This window comes from Natranaeroarchaeum aerophilus (assembly GCF_023638055.1).
GTDB lineage: Archaea > Halobacteriota > Halobacteria > Halobacteriales > Natronoarchaeaceae > Natranaeroarchaeum > Natranaeroarchaeum aerophilum.
Map to the genome: position 1 here is coordinate 228053 of NZ_JAKRVY010000004.1, position 12457 is coordinate 240509.

Annotated in this window: 16 protein-coding genes; 7 read left to right on the top strand and 9 right to left on the bottom strand. The window is 61.2% G+C overall.

Annotation, left to right across the window (positions count from 1 at the left end; all coding sequences use genetic code 11):
- Nucleotides 1-225: 225 nt before the first annotated feature.
- Nucleotides 226-1092, top strand: coding sequence for a universal stress protein (locus AArcSt11_RS09725; RefSeq protein ID WP_250596658.1), 867 nt, complete (start codon nt 226-228; stop codon nt 1090-1092).
- Nucleotides 1093-1260: 168 nt separating this feature from the next.
- On the opposite strand, the gene AArcSt11_RS09730 is transcribed toward AArcSt11_RS09725, so the two are convergent.
- Together AArcSt11_RS09730 and AArcSt11_RS09735 are read right to left on the bottom strand one after the other, a co-directional pair.
- A complete protein-coding gene (locus AArcSt11_RS09730) occupies nt 1261-1680 on the bottom strand; it encodes a universal stress protein (RefSeq protein ID WP_250596660.1) in 420 nt (139 codons plus the stop codon).
- 68 nt (nt 1681-1748) lie between these two features.
- Entirely contained in the window at nt 1749-2153 is a 405-nt protein-coding gene (locus tag AArcSt11_RS09735; RefSeq protein WP_250596661.1) for a universal stress protein, read from the bottom strand.
- 162 nt (nt 2154-2315) lie between these two features.
- Between AArcSt11_RS09735 and AArcSt11_RS09740 the strand changes: the two genes are divergently transcribed.
- A complete protein-coding gene (locus tag AArcSt11_RS09740; RefSeq protein ID WP_250596662.1) occupies nt 2316-3209 on the top strand; it encodes a universal stress protein in 894 nt (297 codons plus the stop codon).
- Between the two features lie 117 nt (nt 3210-3326).
- On the opposite strand, the gene AArcSt11_RS09745 is transcribed toward AArcSt11_RS09740, so the two are convergent.
- On the bottom strand, nt 3327-4544 hold the full coding sequence (locus tag AArcSt11_RS09745) for a substrate-binding domain-containing protein (RefSeq protein WP_250596663.1): 1218 nt from the start codon (nt 4542-4544) through the stop codon (nt 3327-3329).
- Between the two features lie 170 nt (nt 4545-4714).
- On the opposite strand from AArcSt11_RS09745, the gene AArcSt11_RS09750 reads away from it, so the two are divergent.
- Nucleotides 4715-4933: a MarR family transcriptional regulator gene (locus AArcSt11_RS09750; protein ID WP_250596664.1), complete on the top strand. Its 219-nt coding sequence runs from the start codon at nt 4715-4717 to the stop codon at nt 4931-4933.
- 16 nt (nt 4934-4949) lie between these two features.
- Here the strand turns inward: AArcSt11_RS09750 and idsA3 are convergent, their stop codons facing one another.
- The 4 genes from idsA3 to AArcSt11_RS09770 form a co-directional block, all read right to left on the bottom strand.
- Nucleotides 4950-6002, bottom strand: a complete 1053-nt coding sequence (gene idsA3 / locus AArcSt11_RS09755) for a geranylfarnesyl diphosphate synthase (protein WP_250596665.1) — start codon at nt 6000-6002, stop codon at nt 4950-4952.
- A 1-nt stretch (nt 6003) separates the two neighbouring features.
- Complete coding sequence (locus AArcSt11_RS09760) at nt 6004-7356, bottom strand: ribonuclease J (RefSeq protein ID WP_250596666.1); 1353 nt, start codon at nt 7354-7356, stop codon at nt 6004-6006.
- A 230-nt stretch (nt 7357-7586) separates the two neighbouring features.
- On the bottom strand, nt 7587-8228 hold the full coding sequence (locus tag AArcSt11_RS09765; RefSeq protein ID WP_250596668.1) for a DUF2238 domain-containing protein: 642 nt from the start codon (nt 8226-8228) through the stop codon (nt 7587-7589).
- Nucleotides 8225-8830 carry a hypothetical protein gene (locus AArcSt11_RS09770; RefSeq protein WP_250596670.1) on the bottom strand — a complete coding sequence of 202 codons (606 nt, stop codon included), beginning with the start codon at nt 8828-8830 and terminating at the stop codon, nt 8225-8227. The genes AArcSt11_RS09765 and AArcSt11_RS09770 overlap by 4 nt, the downstream gene beginning before the upstream one ends.
- Nucleotides 8831-8920: 90 nt before the next feature.
- On the opposite strand from AArcSt11_RS09770, the gene AArcSt11_RS09775 reads away from it, so the two are divergent.
- On the top strand, nt 8921-9523 hold the full coding sequence (locus tag AArcSt11_RS09775) for a metal-dependent hydrolase (protein ID WP_250596729.1): 603 nt from the start codon (nt 8921-8923) through the stop codon (nt 9521-9523).
- A gap of 45 nt (nt 9524-9568) precedes the next feature.
- Entirely contained in the window at nt 9569-10123 is a 555-nt protein-coding gene (locus AArcSt11_RS09780) for a sugar O-acetyltransferase (RefSeq protein WP_250596672.1), read from the top strand.
- 17 nt (nt 10124-10140) lie between these two features.
- Here AArcSt11_RS09780 and AArcSt11_RS09785 read toward each other — a convergent pair whose 3' ends face one another.
- Nucleotides 10141-10881, bottom strand: a complete 741-nt coding sequence (locus AArcSt11_RS09785) for an isopentenyl phosphate kinase (RefSeq protein WP_250596674.1) — start codon at nt 10879-10881, stop codon at nt 10141-10143.
- On the bottom strand, nt 10878-11867 hold the full coding sequence (gene mvk / locus AArcSt11_RS09790; protein WP_250596676.1) for a mevalonate kinase: 990 nt from the start codon (nt 11865-11867) through the stop codon (nt 10878-10880). Before mvk ends, AArcSt11_RS09785 begins: the two co-directional genes overlap by 4 nt.
- Nucleotides 11868-11971: 104 nt before the next feature.
- Between mvk and AArcSt11_RS09795 the strand changes: the two genes are divergently transcribed.
- Both AArcSt11_RS09795 and AArcSt11_RS09800 read left to right on the top strand, forming a co-directional pair.
- Nucleotides 11972-12166, top strand: a complete 195-nt coding sequence (locus AArcSt11_RS09795; protein ID WP_250596678.1) for a DUF7557 family protein — start codon at nt 11972-11974, stop codon at nt 12164-12166.
- Entirely contained in the window at nt 12159-12452 is a 294-nt protein-coding gene (locus AArcSt11_RS09800; RefSeq protein WP_250596680.1) for a type II toxin-antitoxin system RelE family toxin, read from the top strand. The genes AArcSt11_RS09795 and AArcSt11_RS09800 overlap by 8 nt, the downstream gene beginning before the upstream one ends.
- The last annotated feature ends 5 nt before the right edge of the window (nt 12453-12457 follow it).

The window sequence follows — 12457 nt, forward strand, 5'->3', positions numbered from 1 at the left end:
CATACAGGGTAGTCTGGATGATCGGTGGATCCGTAGCGGAATTACGGAATTGCAAGGAGAAAGCTCCGCCCTCTAGAGGGTGAGGATTTCGATCGTCGAGAAGAGTCATCCGATGGAACATGGTCTGAACACACCTCCTGTCACTATGTATCAACAGACCAGCACGTATCTCTTTGAGTTGCCGCGGAGTAGTCACACAGTGGAGGGCCAAACGATTTCAGAGAGATGACAGAACACGTGCTTACCCCGATCGACGGCTCGGACGAGGCGTTTGCTGCACTGTCGTATAGTTGCAGCATGTTCCCCGACGCAAACCACGTGGCGATTCACGTAATAAACCCCACGATGAAACGGTACGAGGGCCACGGATACGACGCGGGATGGCTCACAGAGGCACAACGCGAGGCCGAGGAGTACCACGAGACCGCACGAGAGATAGCCCAGCAGTACGATGTTACGGTAGCGGAATCGGTAACGGAACAGGGCGATCCTGCCCGGGAAATCGTCAACTACAGCGCAGAACAGGGGATCGAGCATATCGTGATGGGGAGTGTTGGACGTTCAAGCCTCGGGAACCTGGTCGTTGGTAGCGTTGCGAAGACGGTCACTCGACGGACTCCCACATCCGTTACTGTCGTGCGAAACGTCGAAACACCGGAGGTAGATCCCCCTCACGATATCCTCGTCGCTATCGATGGTTCAGAACAGGCCTACGGGGCGCTCGAGTACGCCCTGAGCGCACTTCCATCGGCAACGGTCTCGGTCCTGTACGTCGTTGAGCCATCACTGGAGCTGCCGATTTCCCATGCCGAGGCGAAAGCATCCGAGGACACCGCCGAAGGCGCGGAAAACGATGCGGATGCAGTCCTCGAAACGGCACAGCGACGGGCCGACGAACACGACAGGACGATCGATACCGCATCCAGACGTGGAAAGCCGTCACGGATGATTCTCGAACACGTTGCGGAACACGATTTCGATCACCTCGTTGTCGGCCATTCCGGGCAGTCGGGATGGCAGAAGATACTCCTGGGGAGTGTCGCCGAAACGATGGTGTTCCGATCCCCTGTCCCGGTTACCGTCGTCCGGTAGTGGGCAACGCCCCCTGAACGGATGGTTCAAAACGAGCGGATCGAGGTCGTTCGAAAATCAACGATTTCGCGATAGAGGGGCGCTACTCGCCTTGTCCGGCGACGCCGTCAGCGAATGACCGAGATCGAGACGGTCGGCGATTGACGCGACCAGAACCCTTCGAGCCGATCAAACAGTCAACACTGGCCGGTCCGGCGTTCGGAGGATCCGTTCGGCGACGCTTCCGATCCGGTTTGTTCGGCTGTGGCCCTGGCCCTGATACCCGATCACGATCACGTCCGCATCGATCTCTGCTGCGGCCCTGTGGACCTCCTCCCAGGGTCGCCCACGGCAAACGGTCTGACTCGTCTCGATGCCGATCTCGGCCGCGCGATCTTCGATCCCTGCAAGTATTGTCGACCCACGGTCTTCGAGGTTGTCGAGTACGAGTTCACTGCTGCTCAGCGCGGGTTGCCCGTATCGGTTGGTTTCGACGCAGTACAGTGCGTGCACGTCCGCATCGTACCGGGTGGCGAGTTCGAGAGCGTGCTCGACTGCGCGACTCGCTGGATCGCTCCCGTCAGTCGGAACGAGGATCGTTTCGTACATCGGTAGGAACGACTAGATCGAACGCGAGCAAATAGTGCGTTTGTCGCTGGTTGACACGACGAGAGCACTCACGCAGTAAGCACCGGGTGGTCGGTGTTTCTGACGACGCGCTCGGCCGTGCTCCCGATCTCTTCACCGCCACCGATTCCCTGGTTCCCGAGGATGAGTAGCTCCGCGTCGACCGCGTCGGCGTAGTCAATTATCTCGGCGTGCGGACGACCTCGCCGCAGTTCGGTCGTGACGTCGAGTGGAGTTCGGTCGTGTAGATCGGCCAACAATCCATCCGCGTGCTCTTCGAGATCATCGAGTACCTGCGTCGATTCCGCCAACATCGAATCTCCGTATCGCCGCGTGTCGATGACCGAGATCCCATACAACTCGGATTCGAACGCAGTAGCCAGGTCTACGGCCTGTTCGACGGCACGGGTCGCCGGATCACTGCCATCGGTTGCAACGAGAATTCGATCGTACATGACCTACTAGTGTTCCACCACGGATCGGGGTAAATACGTTCAAGCCCGTCTTCAGGTGAGCAACAGTGCCCGACCAGCAACTATTCCGACATAAGGGACTACTCCAGTGCGATCCAGTATGCATACGTACCGAATCGAACACAATCGGCTACAGCACAATTCATGCCACGCACCGTTCTCGTTCCGATCGATGGGTCCGAGCAATCGTACGGAGGGGTCGCGTACGCACTGGAATCGTTTCCGGCGGCGGAGTTGACCAGCCTCTATGTGATCGATGCGGAGAAAGAATGGGAGATCTTTTCGGGACCGGGTCTGACGGAAGACTGGGAATCGCAAGTTACTGAGCTCGCGGAGAAACGCCACGATCGAGCCGAAACGCTCGCATCGGAGTACGACACCCATATCGAGCGCGACACGAGGTCCGGAAGCCCTCGCAAACAGATCATCAAGTACGTCATCGATCACGATATCGATCACATCGTGATGGGGCGTCACGGCGAGTCGTCGGTTTCCACCCCGTTCATGGGCCAGGTCACGGAAGCCGTCATCAGGCGTTCACCTGTTTCAGTCTCGGTCGTCCCACTCACGGCTCGCGAGGTGCAGTCTGCCGAGTGGCCTGGAGCGGTTCTGGTACCGTTCGACGGCTCCGACCCCGCAACGGACGCACTGGAGTATACCCTGACTCAGTTTGAGAGTGACCCAGTAACGGCATTACACGTGATCGAAGGAATTGGCGAGTACGACGCCGAGGGAATCGAAGGGACGTATCTCGAAGAGCAACTGCAGAAACTCTCAGAGGACGCCGATGAACTGCTCGATACGGCAGAGCGTCTGGCGAGTGGGCACGGGACAGAGATACACACTGCTACGGAGTACGGTCGGGCGGGGCGATCGATCATCGAGTACGGTACAGCAAACGGGTTCGACCAGATTATTATGGGAAGTCACGGCCGTACTGGAATCTCCCGAATCGTCCTCGGGAGTGTCGCCGAGACGGTCGCCCGACGCTCACCCATCCCCGTCTCGCTCGTGAGAGATGTTCCGGACAGTTCCTGAGTTGTCGCACACTCGCGAGGACCGAACTGTCCCGGACACCGAAAAAACGCCACGGGCTGATCTGTTTCGATCGGTTGTACCGTATGTAGCTACATAGCATCTAGCGACGAACGAGGATCACTCCCACCCCTCCCGGATCTCTTCTGCCGCCGCCGTGAAGCGATCGGCAATATCGTCGCCATCGTCAAGGATGTCGACGATCGCGTCGTCGAGGGGGCCCCATACAGCGTCTATCTCCCGGTGAGCCGGCTGCAAGCTCGCTTGCGCGAATGACTCGTGGAACGCTGCGACATCCTCCGGCAGCGCTTCGAGATCCACATCGGCAACGACCGGTATACGAGAGTGATCCGTAGCCATCCGTTCTACGACCTCGTCGTTGGTGCAGTACCACTCCGCGAAGTCGATGGCGGTATCGCGGCGATCGTCTCCCTCGTCGTCGGTCATCGCGGTCGTGAAATACCACAACGAGATGCCCGCATACGGTGAGAGTTCGCCACCGTCGATCTCCGGAACCGACGTCACACCGGGGTCAACCGTTGCGTCACGCAGACCGTCTACCGCCCACGGGCCGTTGACGTGGAATAGGGCATCACCGCGGGCGAAGGCATCCGTCTGGGTGTCGTAGTCGAGGTCGGACGGCTGGAACTCGGACAGTTCGTCACGGTACAGCTCCATCCCTTCGTGAAACTCGTCGTCCTCGATCCCGAGCACCGGGTTGTCATCCTCGTCGAGTCGGGAGACGAATCCGCCGAAGGCAAGGAGATACGCACTGAGGAAGTATGCCCGGCCCGGACAGGTGAAGCCGTACTGATCGTCGTCAGGTGCGTGAAACTCCTCGGCCTCGGTGACCAGTTCGTCGAGCGTCTCGGGCGGACTGTCGAGATACTCGCGATTGTACAGCAGCGTCGGTACCTCGGCCGACCGCGGCAGGCCGATCGTCTCCTCGCCATCAGGAGTCCGAACCGCCTGTGCAGCGAGTTCAGTAAACGTTTCGTCGACATCCAGGTCGAGATACTCGGTTACGTCGAATAGAAACCCCCGATCGTGGTGGTTACCGACGCGGTCGTGCGTCCATGTATACAGTTCGGGGGGGTTCCCGCCATCGACTGCCGTCGCAAGCTGGCTCTCCAGAGCAGAGAACTCCTGAACACTGATCTGCGATCCCGTCTCGGCTTCGTACGCGTCGACGCCTGTCGCCAGCGCGGCTGCAAGGGGATCGGTGAGCTCGTGCCAGATGCTGGCGTCACCGGGGGAATCTTCACCGTTCAGACACCCCGACAGCGCGCTCGCGGCGACGATTCCGCCCGCACTCTTGAGCACCGTTCGTCGATCCATTATCTGCTTTTGAGCGAGAACGGACATAGGGTCTGCGGTACGTACTCTCCCGTACCGACTGCCCTCGACAGGAGAGTACCCCGGTGTACGACATCGATAAGCCTACATTACGTTCGACCTGTTCCGGTACCCCTTGTCTAACAAAGCGGATCGGCGCTGTTCGTAAACCTATGTCACAGGTCGGCCACCACCTGCCCCTGCCGGAGGAGATCACGTCACCCCGGGCGAAACTGGTCTACCTTCATATCGCTATCTCCGGGGACGTGTCAGTTCGGGAACTCGAACAGACCCTCCGTATGTCGAAGCTCGCACTGTTCGGCGTACTCGATTCCCTAGAGAGTGGTGGATTCATCTCGCAGGTCGACCAGCGATACACTTGCAAAACGTGAGCCCCCCAGAGCCAGATCAGTAGCCGCGTTCGATCAGGTAGTCCGCGAGATCCTCGAGCAGATCACGTGACTCGTTATCGGGGAGAACTTCAAGTCGCTCTTTGCCCGACTCCACGAGCTCCGCAGACATATCCCGCGCGTAATCGATACTGCCAGCCGCTTCGAGCGCCGCGACCGCCTCGTCGATCTCCGCTTCGGTAACCGCTTCGACGGAGTCGGTTTCGACAAGCGAGTCGATGTCGACGCCGTGCTCTCTGGCGTGCAGCGTAAGGAGCGTCTGTTTGTTCTCGACGAGGTCGCTTCCGCGCTGTTTGCCGAGCGTCTCGCTTGGCACAGTCAGATCGAGGACATCATCCTGAATCTGGAACCCGCGCCCGATATCGAGCCCGTACCCGTACAGTGCCTCGACTGTCTCCTCGTCCGACCCCATCAGGATCGCTGGAAGGCACGCAGCTGCTCCGTACAGCACCGCGGTCTTCTGTTCGACCATGTCGAGGTACTCCTCGGGCAGGACGTCGTCGCGGGTCTCGAAGGCCACGTCGAGCGCCTGGCCCTCACAGATGTGCGTACAGGTCGACGCGAGAACATCGAGTGCTTCGACCATCTGATCGGACGGCGCATTCGTCTCAATCATGATCTCGAAGGCCTTCGAGTAGAGCGTGTCGCCTGCGAGAATCGCCGTCTCCAGATCGTACTCGCGGTGGACCGCCGGGACGCCACGCCGCAGGTCGTCATCGTCCATGATGTCGTCGTGGATCAGGGTAAACGACTGAATGACCTCGACGCTAATCGCTGCCGATAGCACGTCAATCTCTTCTTCCTGTTTGAGCGTCGGGAAGGATCGGTACTCGACCTCGGATGCATCGGTGTCCGCAAGCGACTCTGCGACAAGTAACGAAACCGTCGGACGGAGTCGCTTTCCACCGGCATCGAGCAGATACCGCGAGGCCTCGTAGAGCCGTTCTGGCTCGACGATGGGGAGCTTTTCCGGAATCGCGTCGTTGACGAGTTCGCGTCGCTGGCGAACTGCCGCTAACACGCGATCGTTTCGGGCCTCGGTATCGTTCATGTCAGTCAACGAGTTGGATGCGGTTGCCGTTCCGAGTTACGTGCAGATCGCGTCCCATCGTGTAGCCCTGATTGGACGCGAGGTCGACGTAGCCCGAGAACCCTTTCATGTTCTGGTGGGCCGGGATGACGTGCTGGGGCTGGAGCGCGTCCAGCATCTCGTAGTGGCCCTCCTGGCAGAGGTGCCCGGAGACGTGGATGTCGTCGTAGATCCGGGCGCCCTGCATGCCGAGCAGTTTCTCGGCCTGGTAGCGCTGGCCCTCGTTGGTCGGCTCCGGAATCACACGAGCCGAGAAGACGACCTTGTCGCCGTCCTGGATATCGTAGGGCGTCTCACCGCGGGCCATCCGGGTAAGCATCGCGCGCGGCTCGCCCTGGTGGCCTGTGACGACTGGCAGGAAGTTCTCCTTGCCCTCGTTCATAATCCGCTTGAACGTGCGGTCGACGGATTTCCGGTGGCCAAACATTCCCAGGTCGTCCGGGAAGTCGACGAAGTCGAGGCGTTCCGCAGTGCCGGAGTACTTTTCCATCGAGCGCCCGAGCAGGACGGGCTGACGCCCGATATCCTTGGCAAACTCGACGAGGCTGGTCACACGCGAGATGTGACTGGAGAACGTCGTCGCGACGATACCCCCGTCGTAGTCCTCCATGCTGTAGAGGGCGTCTTTGAGGTGCCGTCGCGCGACGGACTCGCTGGGCGTGCGGCCCTTTTTGTTCGCGTTCGTACAGTCCTCGATGTAACAGAGCACGCCGTTGCCCTCGCGACCGATCTCGCGGAACCGCTTCATATCGATCGGGTCACCGATGACCGGATCGTGATCCATGCGCTTGTCGAGGCCGTAGACGACCGAGCCTTCCGGCGTGTGAAGCACCGGATTGATCGCGTCGATGATCGAGTGCGTGACGTTGACGAACTCAAGATCGACGTTGCCGCTGTCGCCGATCCGCATCGTCTCGCCTGCTTCCATCTTTACCAGATCGTTGTCGACGCCGAACTTCTGTTCGCCCTCGATCTGCTGTTTGACGAGCTCGATCGTAAACGGCGACGCGACGATCGGTGCGTCGTACCGGTGGGCGAGCTTGCTGATCGCGCCGATGTGGTCGAGGTGACCGTGCGTCGGGACGATTGCCTGGACGTCGCCCTCGAGCTGGCTCATGATCCGATCGTCCGGAATCGCTCCCATATCGATCAGATCGAGACTGTGCATCCGTTCGGTTTCGACGTTGTCGTGGATCAGAACCTGCGAGAGGTTCAGACCCATGTCGAAGATGACGACGTCGTCACCAGCGCGAACGGCAGTCATCTGCCGTCCGACTTCCTCGTAGCCGCCGATTGTTGCGATTTCGATTTCCATAGTTGGTCCGAGCATTCAAAGCCACGTGTGTGGCGCGTCCGCTCACTGAAACGCCCGCGGAAAACGGGAACGAGACCCCGGCGTCTTACAGCACGTCGGCCGCGCACCCGCCTGCAGGATCCGTCGTCACGACGGACCCCACTACCCGCGGGTCGTGTTACTCGCTCCTACGAGTCCCTATACTAAAAAGGCGCGGCTTGCCGGTCACTGAAATAGGGGTGTCTTTATGGCTACTGCTCGACCGCTCCCTGAAGCCGTTCTTTGAGCTGCTCTGCGACCCCCAGGAGGTGGGCCTGGCCCCAGAGTGCAACGATAAGCGCACCAGCGGTATTGAACATCAGGTCGACGACGGTGTCGTCGAGGCCGTGCTGGGAGAGCGGCATCGTGATGCCAGTCTGCGCGGCGAAAACATCCAGACCGAACTCGAAGAGCTCCCAGAGGACGCCAAAGGCGATCACGAAGATGAGAATGTAAAAGAAGTAGAACCGCTTCGGAAGTTCGATCTGATCGCTGTGCAGGTCGAGCGCGCGAACCGTGACGTAGCCGATGCCTGCCACGAGCGACGCCGAGAGTGCGTGGGTCAGGTGATCCCACCAGTGGAAGTGGCCGTACATCCCGGCCGATCCGAGCGTATGGAAGAAGACGGCGGCAGTCACCCACAGCGCCAGCCACGGATCGAGTGGCAGTCTGTAGTTCCGTTCGAGCACCGCAGGCAGGAAGGTAATTGCAAGCGCGAGGCCGCCGTTGACGATCGCCTTCGGGTTGCCGTTCACAATGCCGAACGCGACGATTCCGACCAGAATCAACTGCATCGCACGGGAGAACCGTCGTTGCTGGCGTGGCGGGACGGCACGGCGGACACGGTCGATCATCGGCGCATCACCTGGCCGAACTTCCGTCGAAGGCGGCGTGATCGCGGCCGGAAGTACAGGTTGAACATGACACCAGCCACAATCCCGGCGAGTGTGACCCAGATCCATTCGATCATGAGTGCCTCGTTGGTCGTGAGAAATTCCGTGCCGAGATAGACGTCCATGTTGTACCGCAGAATCGTCCACAGCCCCGCCGCTGCAAGCGTCGCCGTGACGGTGAGGACGACCGCGAACCAGTCGGTGATCCGCATCCACGTCAGCAGGTGGAGTTCGACGGTGACGATCAGGGCGAGCGCCGCGATCGAGAGGTAGGTTGCGAAGGTGTTCGAGAGCGCGGAGAGTTCGAGCGCGCGCACCACGATCGGTAGCGTCGCGAGCAGTAGTAGCTCCCAGGGTAGCATGACGTACGGCGAGCGGTGAACCACCGGCGGGACGAGCACGATACCTGCCGTTGCAGCCGTAAAGGCGATCCACTGCAGGTCGAGATCCAGCACGCTTTCGAGCAAGACGATGCCGAGAATTGCGACGAACGTCCACCCGATGATCGCGTTCAGACGGTTGTCGTTGAACAGGCTTTCGAGGATATCCTCCTGTTGTTCCATCTATCCCGTCTGGACACCCGTTCCTCTTAATAGCTATGGCCCGTCTTTCTACAGTATACTTATCCTTTTGAGATGCCTTTGAAATATATGATGATGCTGACTACCCACGTACTGGCTGGCCTCGCACTCGCACTTCCAGTCGTGGTTTTCGTGCCGGAACTCGCTCCTGTCGCGGTCGTCTCCGGGGCACTCGGTGGCGCGTGGCCCGATTTCGACCTGTACGCGGGCCACCGCAAGACGCTGCACTTTCCCGTGTACTACTCAGCACTGGCGGTTCCGGCCATCGGCTTGGCACTCGTCATCCCGACACTCCTGACGGTCGCCGTAGCAGTCGGCCTCGCCGCCGCAGCATTGCACTGTTTGATGGACGTCTTCGGCGGCGGCCTCGAACTCCGCCCATGGGAAGGGGGGTCGGAAAGGGCTGTGTACGACCACTACCACGACCGCTGGGTCACCCCACGGCGACTGATCCGATACGACGGTTCCCCCGAAGACCTCCTGCTCGCTGGCGGGTTTGCAGTGCCGACCGTCCTGCTACTCGACGGCCTCGTCGTCGTACTCGTCACGTTGTTGCTCGCCGTCTCCTTCGTGTACGTCGTCCTCCGGCGATGGCTCGCGGACCTCGCACCGGCGGTGTTCTCGAAGGTGCCGGAGCCGATCGAGGAGTACGTCCCCGATCGGTATACGGAGTGAGCGTCGACGACAACACCTATTTTCCTCGGACGGCGAACTCCGGCCATGCCGAGCGAACGCGAGAAGATGGTGGCAGGCGAGATGTACGACCCCGAAGATCAGGATCTGAGGGATGCACACAGACACGCCCGGCGGCTCGCCGACGAGTACAACCGGACGATCATCGACGACGAGGAGCGCGCCCTCGAACTGCTGGAGGAGTTGTTCGGTTCGACCGGCGAGGATCCCTATATTGAACCCGACCTCCGCTGTGATTACGGGTTCAACATCCACGTCGGCGACGACTTCTTCGCGAACGCGAACTGCGTCTTTCTGGACGTCTGTCCGATCGAGTTCGGCGACGACTGTATGCTGGGACCGGCCGTGCAGGTGTACACCGCGACCCACCCCGTCGACGCCGAGGAGCGCACGGCGGGGCTCGAATACGGCAAGCCCGTGACGGTCGGCGACGACGCCTGGATCGGCGGCAACGCGGTGCTCAACCCCGGCGTGACGATCGGTGACGGCGTCGTGATTGGCTCCGGCGCGGTTGTCACCGAGGACGTGCCGGACAATGTTGTCGTGGCTGGGAACCCGGCAGAGATCGTCAAAGAGCTCTGAGCACTCGACAGCTCAGATCAATCGATTGTCGTCCCGACCCGATCGCCAGCGAGGAACGGACCGACCGAATCAAGGTCGAAGATCGAGGCCTCGACGTCGAGTTCGAGCAAGGCCCGGACCTTCCCGGCCATCCCGCCGGTCACGTCGGTCGCGTCACTTGCGCCAAGCACCTCCGCGACGTCCTCATACGCCTCGATCCGGGAGATGACGGCATCATCATTATCGAGTACGCCCGGAACGGCGGAACAGAGCCCGACCCGGTCGGCGTCAACGCTCGCCGCCAGTTCGACGACCAGCTCGTCGCCGCTCACGACGGTCACCCCCTCGCCCGTGTGGCCGATCACGTCGCCGTGGAGTACGGGGACGAAGCCCTCGCCGAGCAGCGTTCGGACCTGCTGGACGGGCAAGGTCAACTCACCGCCCGTATCACGGCTCGCGGCCGAAAGCGGGTGGACGGGAACTGCGGGGACGTCGTGCTCGCGAAGCCGTCGCAGGACGAACTTGTTGAGGGTCTTCATCGCGCCGTGGATCGCGAGAACGCCGTCGGCATCTCGCGTTCCCTCGGTAGTCGAGACGCCGTAGTCGGCGGCGTTCGGGTGGCCGAAGCTCCCGCCGCCGTGGACGACGACCAGACCGTCGAGATCATCGACGGCATCACCGATGGCGGCCGCTGCGGCGTCGAGTGACTCGCCGTCGACTGTCTCCTCACGGTCCTTGTCGGTGACGACGCTCCCACCCAGTTTCAGGACGACCGTCATTGTTCCTCCAGACGGACGCCCTCACGATCGAGCCCGGCCCGGAACGTCTCCTCACAGCCCGGCGTGAACCGCAGTGCCGTCTCGGTCTCCTCGCTGTCGTCGAGTGCGACGATACAACCGCCGCCGCCTGCACCGGTGAGTTTCGCGCCGTACGCTCCCGCATCACGGGCGGCCCACACCATGTTGTCGAGTGATCTGGAGGAGACGCCGAGCGCTTCGAGTAGCCCGTGGTTGAAGTCCATCAGTTCGCCGAGGCGCTCGATATCCCCCTCGGCCAGCGAGCGCTCGCCCTCGCGCACAATATCGCCGATCGCCGCGACCGTATTCGCGGCGAAGCCGTAGGTCTCCCGGAGTTCGCGGACACCCGCGACGAGCTCGCCGGTGTCGCCCGCGCCGCCGTCGAAGCCGACCACGATCGGTAGGTCCGGCGCGTCAATGGCCCGGCAGTCGTCGCCCTCCACACGGACCGCGCCGCCCATCGCCGAGCAGAACGTATCCGCACGCGAGGCCTGCCCCTCCTGGACCTCGTACTCGGCCTGAAACGCCCGGTCGGCGATCTCTTCGGCTTCCAGTTCGACGCAGAGTTCGCGCGTCGCCGCGTCGATACCGGCCACCGTTACGGCTGCCGACGAGCCGAGTCCAGCACCCAGCGGAATGTCGCTCTCGATAGTAATATCGAAGCCAGCGTCCGGAGCGTCCGCCGCGTCTCTGGCCTGTCGAACTGCCGCGTCCACGTAGCCCATCGCGGCCTGAATCAGCGACTCGGAGACGTCGATGTCGGGCGCTGCGTCGGTCGCGCCGCTGTACTCGACCGTGAAGCCGTCCAGACTCAGATCGTCGGCGTGGACGCGGAGATGGCTGTCCTCGCGCTGTTCGACCGTCACCCGCGCCCGGCGCTCGATCGCACACGGCACTGCGGGTTCGCCGTACACAACGGCGTGTTCCCCGAACAGGTAGATCTTCCCGGGAGCGCTCGAAGTCGTCATGGCTCTCCCTGCGTGTGCCGGTATTACAATGGTTGCGGAACAACCCGTGGCCAACGGGTGGTCGTCAGTGTTAATACTGTAAGGATGTAACGTCCTAACAGCCAATGTCCGCCGACAAACGTATTCCGGTCACCGAGGAAACCCGGAAAGAACTACACGAGCTGAAAGAACCGGGGCAGACGTACGATGACCTGCTCCAGGAACTCGCCCAGGCACGCCGTCGTGAAGACCTTGAGCGTCGGTTCCAGGAACTCGAAGGGCAAGACGGCGACGAACTAACCGCGCTCGAAGATGTCTGAGTACGACGTGTTACTCGGCGAGGATGCGAGCGAGTTCCTCCCGGTAGCTGATGACAAGACCACCAGAGTCTGCAAAGAGAAGCTCGGCTATCTCGCCGACAATCCCTACCCTGGGCGAGGTCGCGGAGACAAAGAGAAGCTTCCGATCGACGGTCGCCGTGATCGGTTTCGAATGCACATTTCGCGGACGTACACGGCGATTTACACTGTAATCGAGGACGATCGTGAAGTCCGCGTTCTCGAAATCCTACCGATCGACGACGCGCACAAACGGTACGGGTTCTGAAAGTC

Coding starts and splice junctions, on each gene's coding strand:
- AArcSt11_RS09730 (WP_250596660.1), bottom strand. CDS start 1,680: ATGTACGAAACGATCCTCGTTCCGACTGACGGGAGCGATCCAGCGAGT.
- mvk (WP_250596676.1), bottom strand. CDS start 11,867: ATGACGACTTCGAGCGCTCCCGGGAAGATCTACCTGTTCGGGGAACAC.
- AArcSt11_RS09735 (WP_250596661.1), bottom strand. CDS start 2,153: ATGTACGATCGAATTCTCGTTGCAACCGATGGCAGTGATCCGGCGACC.
- AArcSt11_RS09760 (WP_250596666.1), bottom strand. CDS start 7,356: ATGGAAATCGAAATCGCAACAATCGGCGGCTACGAGGAAGTCGGACGG.
- AArcSt11_RS09740 (WP_250596662.1), top strand. CDS start 2,316: ATGCCACGCACCGTTCTCGTTCCGATCGATGGGTCCGAGCAATCGTAC.
- AArcSt11_RS09770 (WP_250596670.1), bottom strand. CDS start 8,830: ATGGAACAACAGGAGGATATCCTCGAAAGCCTGTTCAACGACAACCGT.
- AArcSt11_RS09775 (WP_250596729.1), top strand. CDS start 8,921: ATGATGCTGACTACCCACGTACTGGCTGGCCTCGCACTCGCACTTCCA.
- AArcSt11_RS09795 (WP_250596678.1), top strand. CDS start 11,972: ATGTCCGCCGACAAACGTATTCCGGTCACCGAGGAAACCCGGAAAGAA.
- AArcSt11_RS09745 (WP_250596663.1), bottom strand. CDS start 4,544: ATGGATCGACGAACGGTGCTCAAGAGTGCGGGCGGAATCGTCGCCGCG.
- AArcSt11_RS09750 (WP_250596664.1), top strand. CDS start 4,715: ATGTCACAGGTCGGCCACCACCTGCCCCTGCCGGAGGAGATCACGTCA.
- AArcSt11_RS09800 (WP_250596680.1), top strand. CDS start 12,159: ATGTCTGAGTACGACGTGTTACTCGGCGAGGATGCGAGCGAGTTCCTC.
- AArcSt11_RS09780 (WP_250596672.1), top strand. CDS start 9,569: ATGCCGAGCGAACGCGAGAAGATGGTGGCAGGCGAGATGTACGACCCC.
- AArcSt11_RS09765 (WP_250596668.1), bottom strand. CDS start 8,228: ATGATCGACCGTGTCCGCCGTGCCGTCCCGCCACGCCAGCAACGACGG.
- AArcSt11_RS09725 (WP_250596658.1), top strand. CDS start 226: ATGACAGAACACGTGCTTACCCCGATCGACGGCTCGGACGAGGCGTTT.
- idsA3 (WP_250596665.1), bottom strand. CDS start 6,002: ATGAACGATACCGAGGCCCGAAACGATCGCGTGTTAGCGGCAGTTCGC.
- AArcSt11_RS09785 (WP_250596674.1), bottom strand. CDS start 10,881: ATGACGGTCGTCCTGAAACTGGGTGGGAGCGTCGTCACCGACAAGGAC.